At 70.8% G+C, this 19,125-nt stretch carries 20 protein-coding genes; 18 read left to right on the forward strand and 2 right to left on the reverse strand.

Going from position 1 to position 19,125, the window contains the following annotated elements:
* Positions 1-132 precede the first annotated feature (132 nt).
* From MFF55_RS03690 to MFF55_RS03700, 3 genes are all read left to right on the forward strand, one after another.
* On the forward strand, positions 133-342 hold the full coding sequence (locus MFF55_RS03690) for a cold-shock protein (RefSeq protein WP_238242732.1): 210 nt from the start codon (positions 133-135) through the stop codon (positions 340-342).
* Positions 343-466: 124 nt separating this feature from the next.
* Positions 467-829, forward strand: coding sequence for a DUF6481 family protein (locus tag MFF55_RS03695; RefSeq protein ID WP_283206695.1), 363 nt, complete (start codon positions 467-469; stop codon positions 827-829).
* Positions 830-938: 109 nt separating this feature from the next.
* The gene (locus MFF55_RS03700) at positions 939-1,136 is read left to right on the forward strand and encodes a hypothetical protein (RefSeq protein WP_238242734.1); all 198 of its coding nucleotides are present in this window, start codon (positions 939-941) and stop codon (positions 1,134-1,136) included.
* Between the two features lie 65 nt (positions 1,137-1,201).
* Here MFF55_RS03700 and rplS read toward each other — a convergent pair whose 3' ends face one another.
* A complete protein-coding gene (gene rplS / locus MFF55_RS03705; protein ID WP_238242735.1) occupies positions 1,202-1,660 on the reverse strand; it encodes a 50S ribosomal protein L19 in 459 nt (152 codons plus the stop codon).
* A 277-nt stretch (positions 1,661-1,937) separates the two neighbouring features.
* Here rplS and MFF55_RS03710 point away from each other — a divergent pair, with 277 nt between their 5' ends.
* From MFF55_RS03710 to MFF55_RS03760, 11 genes are all read left to right on the forward strand, one after another.
* Entirely contained in the window at positions 1,938-2,504 is a 567-nt protein-coding gene (locus MFF55_RS03710) for a NifU family protein (RefSeq protein WP_238242736.1), read from the forward strand.
* Between the two features lie 149 nt (positions 2,505-2,653).
* Entirely contained in the window at positions 2,654-3,334 is a 681-nt protein-coding gene (gene tsaB / locus MFF55_RS03715) for a tRNA (adenosine(37)-N6)-threonylcarbamoyltransferase complex dimerization subunit type 1 TsaB (protein WP_238242757.1), read from the forward strand.
* A complete protein-coding gene (locus MFF55_RS03720) occupies positions 3,331-3,852 on the forward strand; it encodes a GNAT family N-acetyltransferase (RefSeq protein WP_238242737.1) in 522 nt (173 codons plus the stop codon). The genes tsaB and MFF55_RS03720 overlap by 4 nt, the downstream gene beginning before the upstream one ends.
* Positions 3,853-3,883: 31 nt before the next feature.
* Positions 3,884-4,753 (forward strand): lysophospholipid acyltransferase family protein, encoded by an 870-nt coding sequence (locus MFF55_RS03725; protein WP_238242738.1) that lies wholly within the window; start codon positions 3,884-3,886, stop codon positions 4,751-4,753.
* 77 nt (positions 4,754-4,830) lie between these two features.
* Positions 4,831-6,171, forward strand: a complete 1,341-nt coding sequence (gene miaB, locus MFF55_RS03730) for a tRNA (N6-isopentenyl adenosine(37)-C2)-methylthiotransferase MiaB (RefSeq protein WP_238242739.1) — start codon at positions 4,831-4,833, stop codon at positions 6,169-6,171.
* A 117-nt stretch (positions 6,172-6,288) separates the two neighbouring features.
* A complete protein-coding gene (locus tag MFF55_RS03735) occupies positions 6,289-7,398 on the forward strand; it encodes a PhoH family protein (protein WP_373874711.1) in 1,110 nt (369 codons plus the stop codon).
* A 7-nt stretch (positions 7,399-7,405) separates the two neighbouring features.
* The gene (locus MFF55_RS03740; RefSeq protein ID WP_238242740.1) at positions 7,406-8,395 is read left to right on the forward strand and encodes an alpha/beta hydrolase; all 990 of its coding nucleotides are present in this window, start codon (positions 7,406-7,408) and stop codon (positions 8,393-8,395) included.
* 1 nt (position 8,396) lies between these two features.
* Positions 8,397-8,909 carry an rRNA maturation RNase YbeY gene (ybeY, locus tag MFF55_RS03745; RefSeq protein WP_238242741.1) on the forward strand — a complete coding sequence of 171 codons (513 nt, stop codon included), beginning with the start codon at positions 8,397-8,399 and terminating at the stop codon, positions 8,907-8,909.
* Positions 8,910-8,954: 45 nt separating this feature from the next.
* Entirely contained in the window at positions 8,955-10,082 is a 1,128-nt protein-coding gene (locus MFF55_RS03750) for a hemolysin family protein (RefSeq protein ID WP_238242742.1), read from the forward strand.
* A 53-nt stretch (positions 10,083-10,135) separates the two neighbouring features.
* The gene (gene lnt / locus MFF55_RS03755) at positions 10,136-11,773 is read left to right on the forward strand and encodes an apolipoprotein N-acyltransferase (RefSeq protein ID WP_238242759.1); all 1,638 of its coding nucleotides are present in this window, start codon (positions 10,136-10,138) and stop codon (positions 11,771-11,773) included.
* Between the two features lie 40 nt (positions 11,774-11,813).
* Positions 11,814-13,007, forward strand: coding sequence for an MFS transporter (locus MFF55_RS03760; RefSeq protein WP_238242743.1), 1,194 nt, complete (start codon positions 11,814-11,816; stop codon positions 13,005-13,007).
* Between the two features lie 147 nt (positions 13,008-13,154).
* On the opposite strand, the gene MFF55_RS03765 is transcribed toward MFF55_RS03760, so the two are convergent.
* Entirely contained in the window at positions 13,155-14,744 is a 1,590-nt protein-coding gene (locus MFF55_RS03765) for a catalase (RefSeq protein WP_238242744.1), read from the reverse strand.
* Positions 14,745-14,879: 135 nt separating this feature from the next.
* Between MFF55_RS03765 and MFF55_RS03770 the strand changes: the two genes are divergently transcribed.
* From MFF55_RS03770 to ilvA, 4 genes are all read left to right on the forward strand, one after another.
* Complete coding sequence (locus MFF55_RS03770; protein WP_238242745.1) at positions 14,880-15,854, forward strand: LysR substrate-binding domain-containing protein; 975 nt, start codon at positions 14,880-14,882, stop codon at positions 15,852-15,854.
* An 83-nt stretch (positions 15,855-15,937) separates the two neighbouring features.
* On the forward strand, positions 15,938-17,005 hold the full coding sequence (locus MFF55_RS03775) for an AbrB family transcriptional regulator (protein WP_238242746.1): 1,068 nt from the start codon (positions 15,938-15,940) through the stop codon (positions 17,003-17,005).
* Positions 17,002-17,355 (forward strand): diacylglycerol kinase, encoded by a 354-nt coding sequence (locus MFF55_RS03780; protein WP_238242747.1) that lies wholly within the window; start codon positions 17,002-17,004, stop codon positions 17,353-17,355. The genes MFF55_RS03775 and MFF55_RS03780 overlap by 4 nt, the downstream gene beginning before the upstream one ends.
* A gap of 160 nt (positions 17,356-17,515) precedes the next feature.
* Entirely contained in the window at positions 17,516-19,057 is a 1,542-nt protein-coding gene (gene ilvA / locus MFF55_RS03785; protein ID WP_238242760.1) for a threonine ammonia-lyase, biosynthetic, read from the forward strand.
* The last annotated feature ends 68 nt before the right edge of the window (positions 19,058-19,125 follow it).

A 19,125-nucleotide genomic window follows, 5' to 3' on the forward strand; every position in this document is an offset into this window, starting at 1 on the left:
CAGATTTTCGGCCTTGCCGCCCGTGACGGGCGTGCGTTCCGATACTCTCTCTCCTATCGGTGAAACGGATGAAGGCCGCGCAGATCCCGCGCGGACCCTCCGAGCTATGCCCGCGAGGGCGAAGGATACAAGATGGCTGTCGGTACTGTTAAGTGGTTCAACGAGCAGAAGGGTTTCGGATTCATCCAGCCGGATGGCGGCGGAAACGACGTTTTCGTGCACATCTCGGCTGTCGAGCGCGCCGGCATGCGTGGCCTCGCTGAGGGCCAGAAGGTCTCCTACGAGATGGAGACCGACAAGCGCAGCGGAAAGCAGTCCGCCGGAAACCTTCAGGCCGTCTGAGCCCCGGCCCTCACGGGCCTGACGTCTCAAGAGCCGCTCTCCGACAGGGGAGCGGCTTTCCTTATGTTTCCAGGCCGGTGCTTGGGGCCGCCCCGATCCGCCGGCACGCCATCCAGGATGCTGCGTGAGCCAATTCAACGAAAATTCCATGGCCGACCGTCTCAAGGCGCAGGCACAGGCCCGCCAGGAGAGGACGACCCGCTTCCGTGAGCGGCCGGCGGCCGATGACCCGGCCGTGCTGGCCCGCAAGGCCGAGCGCGAGGCCATCGTCCGCGAGCGCGAGATCCGCGTCGCCGCTCGCGAGGCCGCCCGGCTCGAGGCCGAAGCCCGACGCGCGGCCGAGGCCGATGCCGAGCGCGAGCGCCTCGCCGCGGAAGCCGTCCGCGAGGCGGCCGAGAAGATCGAGCGCGCCACGGCCGCCCGGCTGGAGCAGAAGGCCCAGCGCGATGCCCGCTACGCGGCCCGCAAGGCCAAGGCGCGGAAGTAGGCAACGATGGCTCGCCCTCCCCGCGAGGAGGGGATCGTCGTTCTCGTGGATCGAACCGGAGTGATCGGCCGGACGCCTTCGACACGCGATCAACCGAAGGAGAAAACCGATGTCCCACAAGTTCAAGATCGGCCAGCGCGTGCGCCGCGCGCGGATCGGCTACGCCGACGCCAAGACCGATGCCGGCGACGTGTTCGAGATCATCCGCCTCGTGCCCGAGGACCAGACCGGCGAGCCGTTCTACCGGATCAAGTCCGGCACCGGCGAGCGCGCCGTGCGCGAGGGCGAGATCACCCTCGCCTCCTGAACCCCATCACGAAAAAGGCCGGGCATCGCGCCCGGCCTTTTTCGTTCTGCGTCATGGCCGAGAGATCACTCCGCGGCGGCCGCCTTCGCGGCGGCCTTGTCGGCCTTCTCCGCCTTGCGGGCGTCCTTGACCGCCTTGGCGGCATCGGCCTTGGCGGTCTTCTCGGCCGGACGGTCGGCGCGCTCGACGATGCGGGCCGACTTGCCGCGGCGATCGCGCAGGTAATAGAGCTTGGCGCGGCGGACCTTGCCGCGGCGGACCACGACGATCGAGTCGATCAGCGGCCCATGGACCGGGAACACGCGCTCGACGCCCTCGCCGTAGGAGATCTTGCGGACGGTGAAGCTCTCGTTGAGGCCGCCGCCGGAGCGCGCGATGCAGACGCCCTCGTAGGCCTGGACGCGGGTACGCTCGCCTTCCTTCACCTTGACGTTCACGGTCACCGTGTCGCCGGGCTGGAAATCGGGAATGGTCTTGCCGAGCTGGGCCATCTGCTCCTGCTCAAGCTGCTGGATGATGTTCATGTCATACTCCGCCGTGTCGCGCCCGCACCCCCATCAAGGCGGCATCAGGCGTCAGGATTTCGGCATCCTGTTGTGAGTTGGCGCCGGCCATACAGGAGCCTGTGCCGCTTGTCGATTGCGCGAGGCATGATTTTGGCGCCGGATGACCGTCTCACGGCGTGCGCTGGCGGTTGAGAAAAGCGGCGGCGCGGTCCACATGGAAGGTGGCGCCGGGCAAATCCGGCGCCGTTCCCGGCCGGCCTTGAACCGGCGCAGCGGACGAGGATCTCACGTCGCCATGTTCATCCAGACCGAAGCCACTCCAAACCCCGCCACCCTGAAGTTCCTGCCCGGCCGCGTCGTGCTGCCCGAGGGCACCTTCGAGGCCCGCGACGCCGCCGCCGCGGCCCGGTCGCCGCTGGCCCAGCGCCTGTTCGACGTGCCGGGCGTCTCGGGCGTCTATTTCGGCCACGACTTCATCTCGGTCACGAAGGCGGAGGGCGAGAACGAGTGGCCGCAGGTGAAACCCGCCTTGCTCGGCGCGATCATGGAGCACTTCCAGTCCGGCGCCCCGGTGCTGAGCGAGGGCACCGCCACGGGCGACGACGACGGCGAGGAGTTCTACGACGCGGCCGATCACGACACGGTCGTGACGATCAAGGACCTCCTCGAGACCCGCGTCCGCCCGGCCGTCGCGAGCGACGGCGGCGACATCACCTTCCGCGGCTACAAGGAGGGCGTCGTCTACCTCGAAATGAAGGGCGCCTGCTCGGGCTGCCCCTCATCCACCGCGACGCTCCGCAACGGCGTGCAGAACCTGTTCCGCCACTTCCTGCCCGAGGTGCGGGAGGTCCAGGCGGTCTGATTCCGCAGCAAGTGCGCAACACCCTCCCGCCATCGCGTGCGGGAGGGATGTGTCGCGCTGACGGGACAGGGTTTTTGACTTAGCATCCGGCTCCCAGCGGGATTGAGGGCACGGCGGAAGCCGCCGTGCCGATCGGACCGGGAGTGAGTTTGCGTATCCTAGCGATCGATACGGCGCTCGACGCCTGCTCCGCCTGCATCGCGACGGACCTTTCCGACGACCTCATCGCCGACGAGTCGCTGACGCTGAGCCGTGGCCATGCCGAGGCCCTGCTTCCGCTGATCGAGCGGGTCGTCGCCCGCAGCGAGGGCGGGTTCGAGAGCCTGGATCGCGTCGCCGTCACCGTCGGTCCGGGCAGCTATACGGGCCTGCGCGTCGGGCTCTCGGCGGCCCGCGCCATCGGGCTCGCCACCGGCATCCCCGTCGTTGGCGTCACCACCCTGTCAGCGCTGCTCGCGCCCCTGCTGGCCCTCAACGGCGAGGGCCTGATCGCCGCCGCGATCGATGCGCGCCACGGCGCCGTCTATCTCCAGGCGATGAGCCTCACCGACGGGATCGTGGTGCCCCCGAGCCTGGTCGGACTGGACGAGGCGGCCGAGCGCCTTGGCCGCAACCGCCTCACCCTGGTCGGGTCGGGCGCCCCGGCCCTGGCCGCGACCCTGCGGAAGGGGGGTGTCGAGGCGGAGATCGCCGGCACAGCGCCGCCGGAGATCGCCTGGATCGCCTCGCTCGGGATGCTCGCCGACCCGGAACAAGCGCTGCCGCGGCCGCTCTACCTGCGGGGGCCTGACGCCGCGCCCCAGGACCATGCGAGGCTCGCCCGTCGATGAACCGTCCCGCCTCCCCGTTCTGGCCCGTCGAATGGTGGCTCGCCTGGTGGGATGCCTGGGGCGGCGAGGCCTACGTCGCCCCCTTGCGCGATTCAGGTCAGGCTTCCGCCCTCGCTCGCCTGCATGCGACCGCCTTCGCGCGCCCCTGGGACGCGCACGAGTTCGAGCGCATGCTCTGCGAGCGCTCCACCGAGGCACACGCCCTATGGCGGGCCGGCACGATCCAGGGCTTCGTGCTGTCGCGCAGGGTCGCCGACGAGGCGGAGATCCTGACGATCGTGCTGGCGCCCTCGATGCGGGGCTCCGGGCTCAGCCACAAGCTTCTGCGCGAACACCTGCAGCATCTCGGCAATGCCCGCGTGAGCAAGGTCCACCTTGAGGTGGACGAGGGCAACGCTCCGGCCCTGAAGCTCTACGCCCGCCACGGCTTCCGCCGGATCGGCGAGCGCGTCGGCTACTACACGACCGCCGATGGCGGCCGTACCACGGCGCTGACGATGCAGGCGATCCTGCCGTGAGGGGCGCCAACGGAAGCCCTTCTCGCGCACGATGACCCGCCTCGGCACCGCATTCCGCCTTCTCCTCTGCGCCCTGACCTTCGCCATCATGGTCGGACCGCACGTCCTGAGCCTGCGCTTCGGGCGCGGTCGCCTCGCGGCTTGGTGCCCGACCCTGTTCCACCGGACCTTCCTGCGCCTGTTCTCGGTGAGGGTGACGGAGAGCGGCAGCCCGCCAGGCGCCGGCGAGCCGGCCCTGGTCCTCTCCAATCACATCTCCTGGCTCGACATCCTGGTGCTCGGCTCGCTCCGGCCCCTCTCCTTCGTGGCGAAGTCCGAGATCGCGGGCTGGCCCGTCATCGGGATGCTGGCGCGACTCCAGCGCACGGTCTTCATCGACCGGGCCCGCCGCGCCGCCACGGCCGACGTGAACGCGACAGTGGCCGACCGCCTTGCGGCGGGCGACCTCATCGTGCTGTTCGCGGAGGGCACCACGGGCGACGGCAACCGGCTGCTGCCCTTCCGCTCCTCCCTCGTGGGCGCGGCGCGCACCGCCATCGACCCCGGAGCGGGCGGCCTCGGCCGCATCCGCCTGCAGCCGCTGGCGATCACCTATCCGCGCCGCAATGGTCTGCCGGTGGTCCGCTCCGAGCGGCCCGAGATCGCCTGGTACGGCGACATGGAGCTCGCCCCTCATCTCGCCCTCTTCCTCAAGGGCGGCCCGATCGACGTGCACGTGGTCTGGGGCGCGCCGATCACCTTCGACGCCGGGACCGACCGCAAGCGCGCGACGGCCGTGGCCGAGGCTTCCGTACGCGCCGCAATGCGGGGTGTCCTCGCCGGCCGGGCGATGGACCCCGCACAGAGCCAGGCCCCTGCCCAGGCACCCGGCTTCGCAGGCTCTGGCCTCCCAGCCATTTGAGGACAGGTCGTCGCCGCGACGCCCCTTGCAAACTGTGTTAGATGCGGGCGCCTGATCGCCCTACAGGACCCCGCACGTTGAAGAAAGCCTTCGTCAAATCCTACGGCTGCCAGATGAACGCCTACGATTCCGCCCGGATGGCGGATCTGCTCGGCGAGGAGGGTTACGCGGCGACCGACCGGGTCGAGGAGGCGGATGTCGTCGTTCTGAACACCTGCCACATCCGCGAGAAGGCGGCCGACAAGGTCTATTCCGAGCTCGGGCGCCTGCGAGTCCTCAAGGGCGAGCGCGGGCAGGCCGGGCAGGACACGCGGATCGTGGTGGCCGGCTGCGTCGCTCAGGCCGAGGGCGCCGAGATCCTGGCCCGCACGCCCGCCGTCGACGTGGTGGTCGGCCCGCAGAGCTATCACCGCCTGCCGGAGCTGCTGGCGCGCTCGCGGCAGACCCGCGTCGTCGACACCGAGTTCCCGGTCGAGGACAAGTTCGACGCCCTGCCGGCGCGGCGCACCGGCGGTGTCTCGGCCTTCCTCACCGTCCAGGAGGGCTGCGACAAGTTCTGCGCCTTCTGCGTGGTGCCCTATACCCGCGGCGCCGAGGTCTCGCGCCCGGTCGCGGCGATCCTCGCGGAAGCCGAGCGCCTCGTCGCCGGCGGCGCCCGCGAGGTCACGCTCATCGGCCAGAACGTCAACGCCTATCACGGTGCGGGCCCGGACGGGGTGCCCGTGACCCTCGCCGGCCTGATGCGGGCGGTGTCGCGGCTGCCCGGGCTCCTGCGGCTGCGCTACACCACGAGCCATCCCAACGACATGGGCGAGGACCTGATCCGGGCCCACGGCGAGATTCCGGGCCTGATGCCCTACCTGCACCTGCCGGTGCAGTCGGGCTCGGACCGGGTGCTCAAGGCCATGAACCGCAAGCACGACGCCGACACCTATCGCCGGCTAGTCGAGCGGGTCCGCGCGGTCCGGCCGGACATCGCCCTCTCTTCGGATTTCATCGTCGGCTTCCCCGGCGAGACCGACGCGGACTTCGCCGAGACGATGCGGCTCGTCGCGGATGTCGGCTTCGCGAGTGCCTACTCGTTCAAGTATAGCCCGCGCCCCGGCACGCCGGCGGCCGAGCGGGCAGACGCGGTGCCCGAGGCCGTGAAGGCCGAGCGCCTCGCGGCGCTGCAGGCCCTCCTTGACGGGCAGCGCCACGCCTTCGCCGCGGCGATGGTGGGACGTGAGGTGGAGGTGCTGGTGGAGAAGCCGGGCCGCCATCCGGGCCAGGTGGCCGGCAAGACGCCCCACCTGCTCGCCGTCCAATTCGACGCTCCCGCGACGACGATCGGGACGCTGCAGCGGGTCCGGGTCGCCGCGACCAGCGCCAACAGCTTGTTCGGCGAGAGAACGCACGCCGACGCGGTGGCCGCGTGAGGTCCCCTTCCAAGAGCCTGATGTCTCCGAAGCCTGGCACGGGTCATCCCCCTCCGGGAGAGGAGGGCCGTCGCCGGCGGGGCAGCGATCGCTCGGACAGAACTCGAGGAACACGGCGTGGCAGCACCTGACGGCCTGAGCGGACGCGGCGGCCCTCTGCGGGGCCGCGGGCCGGCCTCGCGCGCCGGCGAGATCATCGAGACCGTGGAGGTGGCGCTCACCTTCGACGACAACCGGCTCGCAAGCCTCGTCTTCGGTCAGTACGACCAGAACGTCGCCCATATCGAGCGGCGTCTCGAGGTCACGGCGACGGCGCTCGGCAACCACCTCGTGATCAAGGGCGCGCCCGACGCGGCCGAGAAGGCCCGCCGCGTCTTCGAGCGGCTCTATGCCCGCGTCGCTGCCGGCGGCACCGCGCTGACGCTCGGCGACGTCGATGGAGCGATCAAGGAGACGACGCAGCAGGGCACCCTGTTTCCCTCGGCCGAGATCGCCGCCGAGCCCGACCGCCCCGTCTTCGACCAGATCGCCACGCGCCGAAAAGGCGCGGTGCGCGCCCGCAACGCGGCGCAGGACGCCTATATCAAGGCTCTGCGCGCCCACGAACTCGTCTTCGCCGAGGGGCCGGCCGGCACCGGCAAGACCTGGCTCGCGGTCGGCCACGCCGTGTCCCTGCTGGAGCAGGGACACGCCGAGCGGCTGATCCTGTCGCGCCCGGCGGTCGAAGCCGGCGAGCGTCTCGGCTTTCTGCCCGGCGACATGCGCGAGAAGGTCGATCCCTATCTCCGCCCCATCTACGATGCCCTCTACGACTTCATGGAGGCGCGCCACGTCGACCGCGGCCTGCAGACCGGCATCATCGAGATCGCGCCGCTCGCCTTCATGCGCGGGCGCACGCTGACCAACGCCGTGGTTCTGCTCGACGAGGCGCAGAACACCACCTCCATGCAGATGAAGATGTTCCTGACGCGATTGGGCGAGAACTCGCGCATGATCATCACCGGCGACCCGAGCCAGGTCGACCTGCCGCCGGGCCAGAAATCGGGCCTCGTCGAGGCGGTCAGCATCCTCGACGGCGTCGAGGGCATCGGCCGCGTCACCTTCCGCGATGTCGACGTGGTCCGCCACGACCTCGTCCGCCGCATCGTCACCGCCTACGAGGCTGCCGCCCACGGCGGGGCGGACACCGACCGCAATCCGAACCCGCGGCGGCGGCCGCTGGCGTGAAGGCCAAATGCCTCTCGTCGGACGACCTGCCCGTGCCGGCGCAGCAATCGCGTTCGGTTTCACCATGACGGTCTGCGCCGCCCTTCCGGTCGCCGCGACCGAAGAGGCTGTGGAGGTGCCGGGGCCCCTGGCCGCCTTGCGAGGCACCCTGACGAGGCCGGGTGTCGCCTCCGCCGCCGTCCTGATCATTCCGGGGTCGGGTCCGACCGACCGGGACGGCAACAATCCGCTGGGCGTTGCGGCCTCCACCTATCGCCTCCTGGCGGAGGGGCTTGCGGCGAAGGGCGTCGCGACCTTGCGCATCGACAAGCGCGGCATGATCGGGAGTGCGGCGGCCGTCGCCGATCCGGATGCCGTGACCGTCTCGGATTATGCCGGCGACGTGCAGCACTGGGCTGACCTCCTGCGCGCGAAGACAGGGGCTGCCTGCGTCTGGCTCGTCGGGCACAGCGAGGGTGGTTTGGTCGCACTTTCCACGGCCCAGAAGGCTGAGGGGATCTGTGGCCTGATCCTCGTTGCGACCCCGGGACGGCCCCTGGGCCAGGTTCTCCGCGACCAGCTCACCGCCAATCCGGCCAATGCACCGCTTCTGGCGCAGGCATTCGGCACGATCGCGTCGCTCGAAGGCGGGCGGCGCGTCGATGACGGCGCGTTGCACCCGGCGCTGGCATCTCTGTTCAGGCCGGCGGTGCAGGGCTTCCTGATCGACGCGTTCGTCCTGGACCCGTCCAAACTCCTCGCGGCATGGCAGGGTCCGACGCTGATCGTGCAGGGCGAGCGAGACCTTCAGGTCTCCGCTGCGGACGCCCGGGGCCTGCATCAAGCAGCGCTGCGTTCCGAGCTCTTCCTCGTTCCCGACGCGAACTACGTCCTGAAGACGGTCGTCTCGCCCGACCGGGCGGCCAATATCGCGACCTACCGCGATCCTCGGTTGCCGCTGGCGATCGGGATCGTCGAGAGGATTGCGACCTTCGTCACGGCGCCACGAGCGCGTTGAGGTGACCGTGCCGCAGCCACAGACCCCTGACCACGAGATCGATATCGCCGTCGAGGACGAGCGCTGGGCGGGCGCCGCGCCGGATCTCGAACGCTTCGTCGTCCGCGCGGTCGAGGCCGCCCTGGCGGTCGCGCCGGAGGTTCCGGCGCACCCCGTCGAGGTCAGCATCCTGCTCACCGACGACGCCACCGTGCAGGACCTCAACCGGACTTGGCGAGGCAAGGACAAGCCTACCAACGTCCTGTCCTTCCCCGCTCCGCTGCAACCCCTCCATGCGGGCGCCGCGCAGCCGCTGGGCGACGTGGTTCTTGCGTATGGCACGATGCTGCGCGAGAGTGAGGAGCAGTCGAAGCCGCTCCACCACCATCTTGCCCATCTCCTCGTCCATGGCATTCTCCACCTTCTCGGCCAGGACCACGAGACCGGCGAATCGGAGGCCGAGGCCATGGAAGCCCTCGAGACGGCCGCCCTTCGCAGCCTCGGCATTCCCGATCCTTATTGCGATGCCGACTAAGGGCTTTAGCGGGCGATCCTGCCCTGAATTTCAGATCAGAGAGACATGACGAACGATCGAAGTCGCGGCGCGGCCCAGGCCGCGTTCAACGGCGCCGACGGCGAGCCCCAGGCCCGCGAGCCCTGGTACGACCGCCTGCTGCACGCCCTGCATCTGCGCCCGCGTGATTCGCTGCGCGACGACATCGAGGGTGCCTTGGCCGAGCCGGCCTCGGCCGAAAACGGATTTTCGCCCCTTGAGCGGGCCATGCTCAAGAACGTGCTCGGCCTGCACAAGGTGCGCGTCGACGACGTGATGATCCCCCGGGCCGATATCGTCGCCGTCTCGATCGACACCGGTCTTGGCGACCTGCTCAAGCTCTTCCGCACGGCCGGCCATTCGCGGCTGCCGGTCTACGGCGAGACTCTCGACGATCCCCGCGGCATGGTCCACATCCGCGACTTCGTCGATCACATCGCCGCGCGTGCCGAGGCCGTCACCCGTCGGGCGGCGAACGGCACGGCCACCACGCCGCTGACCGAGGATGTGGCGACCCCGGCGGTCACCCGCCCGCGGCGAGGCACCCGGGCGCTGCGCGCGCTCAACCTCGGCAATGTCGACCTGTCCGTGACCCTGGCCTCCACCCGCATCCTGCGGCCGGTCCTGTTCGTGCCGCCCTCGATGCCGGCCATCGACCTGCTCGTGCGGATGCAGGCGACCCGCACGCACATGGCCCTCGTCATCGACGAGTATGGCGGCACCGACGGCCTGATCTCGATCGAAGACCTCATCGAGATGGTGGTCGGCGACATCGAGGACGAGCACGACGTCGCGGAGGGTCGCCTCGTTCAGCGCGTCGAGGGCGAGGCCGAGGTCTTCGTGGCCGACGCTCGCGCCGGGCTCGCCGAAGTCTCGGAGGCGAGTGGGGTCGATCTCGTCGCGGCCGTCGGCGAGATGGCCGAGGAGATCGACACGATCGGCGGTCTCATCGTGACGCTGGCCGGCCGGGTGCCCTCGCGCGGTGAATTGATCACCGGCCCGGGCGACCTTGAATTCGAGGTGCTCGACGCCGATCCGCGCCGGGTCAAGCGCCTGCGCCTGCAGCGCGGCCAGGCCCGGATCACGGCCGTGGTGCCCCTCGCCCTGCCGCCTCCCAAGGCTCTGCCCGCCGTCAGCGACGCGCCCGGCCCGTGACCCATCAGGCTCGGGCCGCGGAGCCCGGATTGCGCGTCGACGCGCGGCCCTCGATGCCCGCGAGCGGCCCCCTCGCGGGCATCGCGCAGTGGATCATGCTGTCGTCGGGAATCGGCCGGCTGGCGATCGCCCTTCTGGCCGGGGCGCTCGGGGCGCTGGCGATGCCGCCCTTCGGGCTGTTTCCGGCCCTCGTCGTATCGCTCTGCGTCGCCGTCTGGCTCCTCGACGGAGCGAGCGCCGGCCGCCTTCGGCGCACGCTGACGGCCTCGGTCGTGATCGGCTGGGCCTGGGGCTTCGGCTATCTCACCGCCGGCCTGTGGTGGCTCGGCGCCGCTTTCCTCGTCGAGGCCGAGGAGTTCGCCTGGGCCCTGCCGCTCGGCGTGATCGGCTTGCCGGCTGTGCTCGGCCTGTTCTACGGCGCGGGCTTCGCCCTGGCCCGCCTCGTCTGGTCCCAGGGCGCGGGCCGGATCGCGGCCCTCGCCCTCGGGCTCGCAGGCAGCGAATGGCTGCGTGGGCACCTCTTCACGGGCTTTCCCTGGAACACGCTGGGCATGGCACTGGGCCAGAACCTCTGGCTGATGCAGGGCGCCGCCCTGTTCGGCCTCTACGGGCTCACCCTCGTCGCGATCCTGGTCGCGGCCGCCCCCGCCACCCTCGCCACGGCCGGCACCGCGCGCGGGCGCTTCGCCCCGACGCTTGCCGCCGCCCTCGCGCTGGCGCTGCTCGCCGGCTTCGGCGCCGCCCGCCTGCCCGCCGGCCCGGACCCGGTGGTGGCCGGCGTGCGCCTGCGGCTGGTCCAGCCGAACCTCGAGCAGGATGCCAAGTTCCGTCCCGAGAACCGCGAGGACATTCTCGACCGCTACATCGAGCTCAGCGACCGCGCTGCCTCGCCCGACCGTACCGGGCTCGCCGACGTCACCCACGTGATCTGGCCGGAATCCGCGTTTCCCTTCCTGATCCAGCGCGACCCGAAGGCGCTGGCGAAGATCGCCAACGCCCTGCCGCCGGGCAAGCAGCTCATCACCGGGGCGGCCCGGGCCGAGGAGCCGCTGCCGGGGGAGCGCCCACGCTACTTCAACTCGATCCTGACCATCGCTTCCGGGCCGACGCTGGGGGACATCTACGACAAGGTCCACCTCGTCCCCTTCGGCGAGTATCTGCCGGGCCCGCTCGACGCGATCCTGCGGGCACTCGGCCTGCGTCAGTTCGTGTCGATCCCTGGCGGGTTCACCGCGGGCAGCCGCGCCGGCCAGCAGATCCTGAAGGTACCCGGCCTGCCGCCGGTCGCAGCCACCATCTGCTACGAGGCGATCTTCCCCTCCGAGATCGTGCCGGCTGCCGCCGCGGGCGCGCCACCGCCCGTGCCGGGACTGATCCTGAACCTGACGAACGACGCTTGGTTCGGCGACACGCCGGGGCCGCGCCAGCACTTCGCCCAGGCCCGGCTGCGCGCCGTCGAGGAGGGCCTGCCCCTCGTGCGCGATGCCAATACCGGCATCTCCGGCGTCGTCGACCCCCACGGCCGGGTCACGGCGAGCCTGCCGCTCGGCGTCGAGGGCATCCTTGATACCGCCCTGCCGGAGCGCCTGCCCGGGCGCACGCTGTACGCCCGGCTCGGCGACATCCCCTTCGCCCTGATGCTGGCCACCGCCCTGACCTTCGCCCTGGCGGCCAGGCGGCGCCGGGCGTGAGGGGCGGCGCGCGTCCCGCGGCTCCACGAGAAGTGTCCGCTTGAGCCGGCGAGAGGGCCGACCCATCCATCCCGCGCTCGTCGGGCTCGGGATGATGCTGGTCGCGTTCAACCTGCGCCCGGCGCTGACCAGCGTCGGGCCGCTCCTCATCGAGATTCGGGCCGCTACGGGCCTGAGCGCGTCCGGCGCGGCACTCCTCACCACCCTGCCCGTGCTCTGCCTCGGCTTGGCCTGCGCTCTGGGGCCGATGGTCGTGCGCCGCATCGGCGCGGATGCGGGCGTGCTCCTGGCGATCCTCGTCGTCGCCCTGGGCAACGGCCTGCGCGGGCTCGGCGGCCTCGCGCTGCTCTACCTCGGCGTCTGCCTCGCGGGGGTGGGGATCGGCCTTGCCGGCGTGCTTCTGCCCGGCCTCGTCAAGCGCGACTTCGCCGGCCGGGCCGGGATCATGACCGGCCTCTACACGATGGTGCTCTGCCTCGGCGCGGCGGCCGGGGCCGGACTCACGGTGCCGCTCGCCGAGGCCGGTGGCGGCTGGCCCCTGGCGCTCGCGGCCTGGAGCCTGCCGGCGCTCGCGGCGGCCCTGGCCTGGCTCCCCTTCGTACGGGCCGCGCCGTCCGGCCTCAGCGCCGGCCCCGCGCGACGACCGCTATGGCGCGACCCTCTCGCCTGGCAGGTGACGGGCTTCATGGGCCTGCAATCCTCGCTGGCCTACGTCATCTTCGGCTGGCTGCCGGCCGTGCTGCAGGACCGGGGTCTGAGCGCATTGGAGGCCGGCCTCGTCGCCTCGATCCTCAGCATCGGACAGATGCCGAGCGCGCTCCTCGTGCCGGCACTGGCGGCGCGGCTGCGCGACCAACGCGGCCTCGTCGTTGGCCTGATTCTGCTCTGCATCGCGAGCTTCGCTGCCCTCGTCCTCGGGCCGGTCTGGGCGGTGATGCCGATCGGCATCCTGCTCGGTCTCAGCGTGGGCGGCCTGTTCGGTCTCGGGCTGACGATCATCGTGCTGCGCGCACCCGACGCTGCGGCCGCCGCCGGCCTCTCCACCCTGGCGCAGGGCGTGGGCTACAGCCTCGCCTCGCTCGGGCCATTGGGCTTCGGCCTCGCCCACGATCTCAGCGGCGGCTGGTTCTGGCCGACCCTGCTGTTCACCGGGATCGCACTCGGCAGCCTCGTCTGCGGGCTCGGTGCCGGGCGGGCGGGCTACGTGGGCGAGCCCTCGTCGCAAAGGTCGTAGCCCTGACAAGCGCGAGCGTTACGGCTTGCGCCTCAAGCGATCGACGATGCGCGGCCGATCTCGCCGTCCGGGGGCCTTGGATCATGGAAAAGCCCCGCACGGCCAAGTGACCGTGCGGGGCTGAAGCCTTCCGTCCTTGATGCCGCCCTACTCGGCGGCGACCCGATGCGCCTGGGTGCCGTCGGTGTAGGTTTCGGCGTGCAGGCGCTTGCCCGGGGCGGCGCGGCCGGGAAGCGGCGGCAGGGCGAGCGCCTTCTGCAGGTCGATGCCCGCGCCCTCGGCGACCCGACGACCGTAATCCTCGTCCGCGTGCCAGAAGTGCCAGACCATCCGAAGCTGGATGGGCTCCGGGCACTGCTTCATGTCGCCGACGAGGTTGCTGATGAGCTCGTCGCGCTCCCAATCCTGGAACGAGCGGTAGCGAACGCCGGCCTGGGTGTAGTCGTCCTCGGTGCGCGAGGTCTGGTAGCGGCCGAGCTTGCCCTCCACCGGCTGGTGGTACTCGTGGGCCGGCTTGTCCGCCTCGCGAAGGCCCTGGGCCAGGGTGCTCGGCTCGTAGTTGATGTGCCGGTTCGGCCCGGTGCCGTCGACCGAATAGGTCATCTGGCCGTCGCGCTGGTTCGAATAGACCTTCACGCCGGGCTGCGGCGCGTTGATCGGCAGCTGCAGGTAGTTGGCGCCGACGCGGTAGCGCTGGGTGTCCGAGTAGGACAGCGTCCGGCCCTGGAGCATCTTGTCGTCCGAGAAGTCGATGCCGTCGACGAGCACGCCCGTGCCGAAGGCCGACTGCTCGACTTCCGCGAAGAAGTTGTCCGGCACCCGGTCGAGCACGAGGCGGCCCACCGGCAGGAGCGGGAAGTCCTCGACCGGCCAGAGCTTGGTGTCGTCCAGCGGATCGAACGAGAGGTGGTCGTTCGGGCCGTCCGGCATGATCTGGACGCAGAATTCCCACTCGGGGAAGTTGCCCGCCGTGATGTTGTCGTAGAGGTCGCGCGTGGCGTGCCCGACATCCTTGGCCTGGATCTCGGAGGCCTGCGCCGAGGTCAGGTTGCGCACGCCGAGCTTGGGCTCGAAGTGGAACTTGCAGAGCACCGCCTCGCCCTTGTCGTTGACAAGCTTGTAGGTGTTGACGCCCGAGCCCTCCATCTCGCGGTAGTTCGCGGGGATGCCCCAGGGCGACTTCAGGTGCGTGACCATGTGGATCGACTCGGGGTGCTGCGCCACGAAGTCGAAGAAGCGCCAGGGCTCCTGCCGGTTCGTCACCGGATCGGGCTTGAAGGCGTGGATCATGTCGGGGAACTTGATCGCGTCGCGGATGAAGAAGACCTTGAGGTTGTTGCCCACCAGATCCCAGTTGCCGTCGACGGTCTTGAACTTGACCGCGAAGCCGCGCGGGTCGCGCTCGGTCTCGGGGCTCTCCTTGGCGCCGGCCACGGTGGAGAAGCGCACGAAGGTCGGGGTCCGCACGCCGGCCTCGGTGAGGACGCGGGCGCGGGTATACTTGGAGGCGGGCTCGTCGCCGATCTTTCCGTAGGCCTCGAAGTAGCCGTGGGCGCCCGCACCCCGGGCATGGACCACGCGCTCGGGGATGCGCTCGCGGTCGAAGTGGGTGATCTTCTCGATGAACTGATAGTTCTCGAGCGTCGCGGGCCCGCGCTCGCCCACCGTGCGGGTGCTCTGGTTGTCGCGGACCGGGTGGCCCTGGCGGGTGGTCAGGATCGGACGTTGATCGCTCATGCGTGATGGTCTCCTCGTTGCGGCTCGCGCCCGGGGAAGCGGGGCGGACCCTGGAACGATTCCGGTCAGACCTTATCGCCGCAGCGAAGCCCTAAGACAAATGCATCGTTGCAAAGACTCTGATAGACACAGTCTATGAACCTGTCGGGCCTCTCCCTGCGCGATCTCGAATATGTCGTCGCCATCGCGGACGAACACCATTTCGGGCGGGCGGCGGAACGCTGCAATGTCAGCCAGCCGACGCTGAGCGTGCAGGTGCGCAAGCTCGAGGCGGCGCTCGGCCTCGTCCTGTTCGAGCGCGGCAACCGCAGGGTGATGCTGACCCCGGCCGGCCAGGGCATCGTCCGGCAGGCTCGCGCCGTCCTGGCCGAGGCGCAGCGCCTGCTCGTGCTGGCGAGCGAGGGCCGCGGCGCACCGCTCACCGGCCGCCTCGTCCTCGCGGCGATTCAGACGCTGGGACCCTACTTCTTCCCCCTGGTGCTGCGCAGCCTGCGGCAGGAATTTCCGCTCCTGGCCCTGGCACTCAGCGAGGCGCGCACCGCCGAGATCCTCGAGGGCTTGCGCGATGGCCGGATCGATGCCGCCCTGGTCTCCCTGCCGGTGCCCGTCTCCGGGCTGACCGTCTCGCCGCTCTTCATCGAGCCCTTTCTCCTCGCCTGCCCGGCCGACCACGCGCTCGCTCGCGGCGGAGCCCTGCGCGCGACCGACGTCGCCGGACCGGACCTGCTCCTCCTCGACGAGGGCAATTGCCTGCGCGACCAGACCGTGGCGGCCTGCGGCGCCGGCAACGCCGCCGGCCGACACGCGACAAGCCTCGAGACGCTGCGCTCCATGGTCGCCGCGGGCGCGGGCTATACCCTGCTGCCGGCGCTGGCCGTGCCGAGCGGGCCGGACCCGAGCGGCCTCACCGTGACGCGGAGCTTCGACGTCGACGGGCCCGGCCGCACCATCGCGCTCGCCTGGCGCTCCAGCGACCCGCGCGCGCCCGGTCTCGCCCACCTCGCGGCCTTCTTCCGGGCCCACGCGCCGTCCAACACCATGGCCTGCGCCGACGATGCCGGCCTGCGCCCCAGAGCGCCACGCCGTGACGGTGTGGGCAATCCGGTATAGCGGAACCTGGAAATCGCCTCCGCTGCTCCGGCACGTGAGCCCGCACCCGTCCCACCAACGTCCCCCGAGAGCCTCGGCCTTCCTTGACCGACATCCGTTCCCTCGGCTCCTGGGCGGCGCTCCTTGCCGTGTCGGCGGTGCTCGCCTACGGCCTGACCCTGGCGAGATTTCCGGCCGCTCTCCTGCTCGGCCCGATGCTGGCCGCCATCGGCTTCGGCGTGTCCGGCGCCAGGCTCAAGGTGCCCAAGCCCGGCTTCCTCGGGGCACAGGCGATCATCGGCTGCCTCGTGGCTCATTCGGTGAACCCCGAGATCGTCGGCACCCTGCTCGGCGACGGCTTCCTGATCCTCGCCGTCGTTCTCGTGACCGTGGCGGCGGGCGCCGCCGTCGGCTGGGGCCTGACGCGGCTGCAGGTCCTGCCCGGCACCACCGCCGCCTGGGGCTCCTCCCCCGGTGGCGCCGCGGCGATGGTCGCGATGGCGGAGGAATACGGCTCCGATCCGCGCCTCGTCGCCTTCATGCAATATGTGCGCGTCGTCGTGGTGGTGCTCTGCGCCTCGGCGATGGCGCGGCTGCTCGCCGATCTCGGCGGCGAGACCGGCGCGAAGAGCGTGGTCCCCAAGGCGCCGGGCGCGCTCACGGTCGCCGCGACCCTAGGGATTGCGGCCGTCGGCGCGGGCCTGGCCCTGGCCCTGCGGCTGCCGGCCGGCGCGCTCGTCGGACCGATGCTGCTCGGCGCCCTCCTCCACGCCACCGGTTACGCCACGATGGCGCTGCCGGCGCCCCTGCTCGATGCGGCCTACGCGCTGATCGGCTGGTATGTGGGCCTGCGCTTCACCAGGGAGACGCTGCGGGAGATGGTCCACGCCCTGCCCGGAATCCTCGCCGCCACCCTCCTCGTCGTCGCGCTCTGCGGCGGCTTCGCCTTCGGGCTCACCCGACTCCTCCCCATCGATTTCCTCACGGCCTTCCTCGCCACGAGCCCGGGCGGGCTCGATTCGGTGGCGATCATCGCGGTCGGGGCGAAGGCGGACGTGTCCTTCGTCCTCGCGGTCCAGACCCTGCGGCTCTTCACCGTCCTCCTCACCGGTCCGCTGCTGGCGAAATGGATCGCCCGAGCCGCGCCGCGATCCGGGACCCTCGAACCATGAACGCGCTGCGTCTCGCCTTCCTCAATTCCTGGCGCGGCCTGCGCTACGGCGCCCGCACCGAGCGCGCGGTGCGCCAGGAGCTCGTCCTGCTGCTTCTCGGCGTGCCGCTGGCGATGATCATCGGATCGGGCCTCTGGGTGCGGGTCGCGCTCGCGGGAAGCCTGCTCCTGATGCTCTCGGCCGAGTTCCTGAACACGGCGATCGAGAAGCTGTGCGACCATCTCCATCCGGCCCGGCACCCGGCGGTCGGCACCGTCAAGGACATGGCCTCGGCGGGCGCCTTCCTGGCCCAGGCGCTGGCCGCCCTCGTCTGGCTCGCGGCTCTCATCGAGCGCCTGGGCTGGGGGTGACCGATGCCGCGGGCCCGAGCGCCGCGGCGCGTTGCAGGGCTGGGCTTCGCGCGGCGCGGGCCGCGGCGTGCTAAAGGGGCACATTCGCATCCCGACCACGGACGGTTTAACGGTGGGCGCGCGCCCCACGAGCCGTCCCTCGCTCGAACCCGTGATTTTCGTGACCGACTACATCCGCAAGATTCTCACCTCCCGCGTCTACGACGTCGCCATCGAGAGCCCGCTCGACCCGATGCCGCGCATGTCGGCGCGCCTCGACCGCCCGGTGCTGCTCAAGCGCGAGGATCTGCAGCCCGTGTTCTCGTTCAAGCTGCGCGGAGCCTACAACAAGATGTCGGGGCTGCCCCCCGAGGTGCTGGCGCGCGGCGTCGTCTGCGCTTCCGCCGGCAATCACGCCCAGGGCGTGGCGCTCGCCGCGGCCAAGCTCGGCGTGCGCGCCGTCATCGTGATGCCGCGCACCACGCCGGCCATCAAGGTCGATGCCTGCCGGGCGCGCGGCGCCGAGGTCGTGCTGCACGGTGACACCTTCGACGAGGCGCTGGGCCACGCCCGCGAGCTCGAGGCGGCGCAGGTATTGACCTTCCTGCATCCCTTCGACGACCCCGACGTGATCGCCGGCCAGGGCACGATCGGCATGGAGATCCTGACCCAGCATTCCGGGCCGATCGAGGCGATCTTCGTGCCCGTCGGCGGCGGCGGCCTCGCCGCCGGGGTCGCCACCTTCGTGAAGTATCTGCGCCCCGAGACCAAGGTGATCGGCGTCGAGCCGGACGACGCCGCCTGCATGGCCGCCGCACTCGCCGCCGACGAGCGGGTCATCCTCCCCACGGTCGGCCTCTTCGCCGACGGCGTCGCCGTGCGCCAAGCGGGCGCCGAGACGTTCCGGCTCTGCCGCGAGCATCTCGACGGGGTAATCACCGTTGACACCGACGCCATGTGCGCGGCCGTGAAGGACGTCTTCGACGACACCCGCGCCATCTCGGAGCCCTCCGGCGCCCTGGCGCTCGCCGGCGCCAAGCTCTACGCGGAGCGCCAGCCCGGGTCGGGCACCCTCGTGGCGATCTCCTCGGGGGCCAACCTCAACTTCGACCGCCTGCGCCACATCGCCGAGCGCGCCGAGGTTGGCGAGGGCCGCGAGGTCCTGCTCGGCGTCACCATCCCCGAGCGGCCGGGTGCCTACCGCGCCTTCATCCGGACGCTGGGACCCCGCGCCATCACCGAGTTCAACTACCGCTACGCCCGCGAGGCCGACGCGCAGATCTTCGTGGGCGTGAACCTTTCCGGCGGCGCGGCCGAGAAGCGCGACCTGATCGCCTCCCTTCGCGACCAGGGCTACCGCGTCCTCGACATGAGCGACAACGAGATGGCCAAGGTCCATATCCGCTACATGGTGGGCGGGCGCACCGCGGGACTGTCGGACGAGCGCATCTACCGCTTCCAGTTCCCGGAGCGGCCAGGCGCTCTCATGCGCTTCCTCGACGGGCTCGGCGACGGGTTCGACATCACCCTGTTCCACTACCGCAATCACGGGGCCGATTACGGCCGGGTGCTCGCCGGGATCGGCGTGCCCCAGAACGAACGCGCGCGCTTCGACGCGGCGATGGACGCGTTGGGCTATCCTTTCGTCGACGAGACCGACAACCCGGCCTACCAGCTGTTCCTCGCGCACGATGGGGCGGAGACTGAGCGTCTGGCGGTTTGATCAGCCCGGCCTAGCGCGTCCCCCTCTGGAAGGGCGATCGCAGATGAGATGGCTCGTTGGCCGGCGGC

The sequence above is a fragment of the Methylobacterium iners genome, from assembly GCF_022179305.1.
In the GTDB taxonomy this organism is placed as follows: Bacteria; Pseudomonadota; Alphaproteobacteria; order Rhizobiales; family Beijerinckiaceae; genus Methylobacterium; species Methylobacterium iners.

Coding starts and splice junctions, on each gene's coding strand:
- MFF55_RS03765 (WP_238242744.1), bottom strand. CDS start 14,744: ATGAGCGATCAACGTCCGATCCTGACCACCCGCCAGGGCCACCCGGTC.
- MFF55_RS03690 (WP_238242732.1), top strand. CDS start 133: ATGGCTGTCGGTACTGTTAAGTGGTTCAACGAGCAGAAGGGTTTCGGA.
- lnt (WP_238242759.1), top strand. CDS start 10,136: ATGCCCGCGAGCGGCCCCCTCGCGGGCATCGCGCAGTGGATCATGCTG.
- MFF55_RS03700 (WP_238242734.1), top strand. CDS start 939: ATGTCCCACAAGTTCAAGATCGGCCAGCGCGTGCGCCGCGCGCGGATC.
- MFF55_RS03750 (WP_238242742.1), top strand. CDS start 8,955: ATGACGAACGATCGAAGTCGCGGCGCGGCCCAGGCCGCGTTCAACGGC.
- MFF55_RS03770 (WP_238242745.1), top strand. CDS start 14,880: ATGAACCTGTCGGGCCTCTCCCTGCGCGATCTCGAATATGTCGTCGCC.
- MFF55_RS03780 (WP_238242747.1), top strand. CDS start 17,002: ATGAACGCGCTGCGTCTCGCCTTCCTCAATTCCTGGCGCGGCCTGCGC.
- MFF55_RS03710 (WP_238242736.1), top strand. CDS start 1,938: ATGTTCATCCAGACCGAAGCCACTCCAAACCCCGCCACCCTGAAGTTC.
- MFF55_RS03720 (WP_238242737.1), top strand. CDS start 3,331: ATGAACCGTCCCGCCTCCCCGTTCTGGCCCGTCGAATGGTGGCTCGCC.
- rplS (WP_238242735.1), bottom strand. CDS start 1,660: ATGAACATCATCCAGCAGCTTGAGCAGGAGCAGATGGCCCAGCTCGGC.
- MFF55_RS03740 (WP_238242740.1), top strand. CDS start 7,406: ATGCCTCTCGTCGGACGACCTGCCCGTGCCGGCGCAGCAATCGCGTTC.
- MFF55_RS03725 (WP_238242738.1), top strand. CDS start 3,884: ATGACCCGCCTCGGCACCGCATTCCGCCTTCTCCTCTGCGCCCTGACC.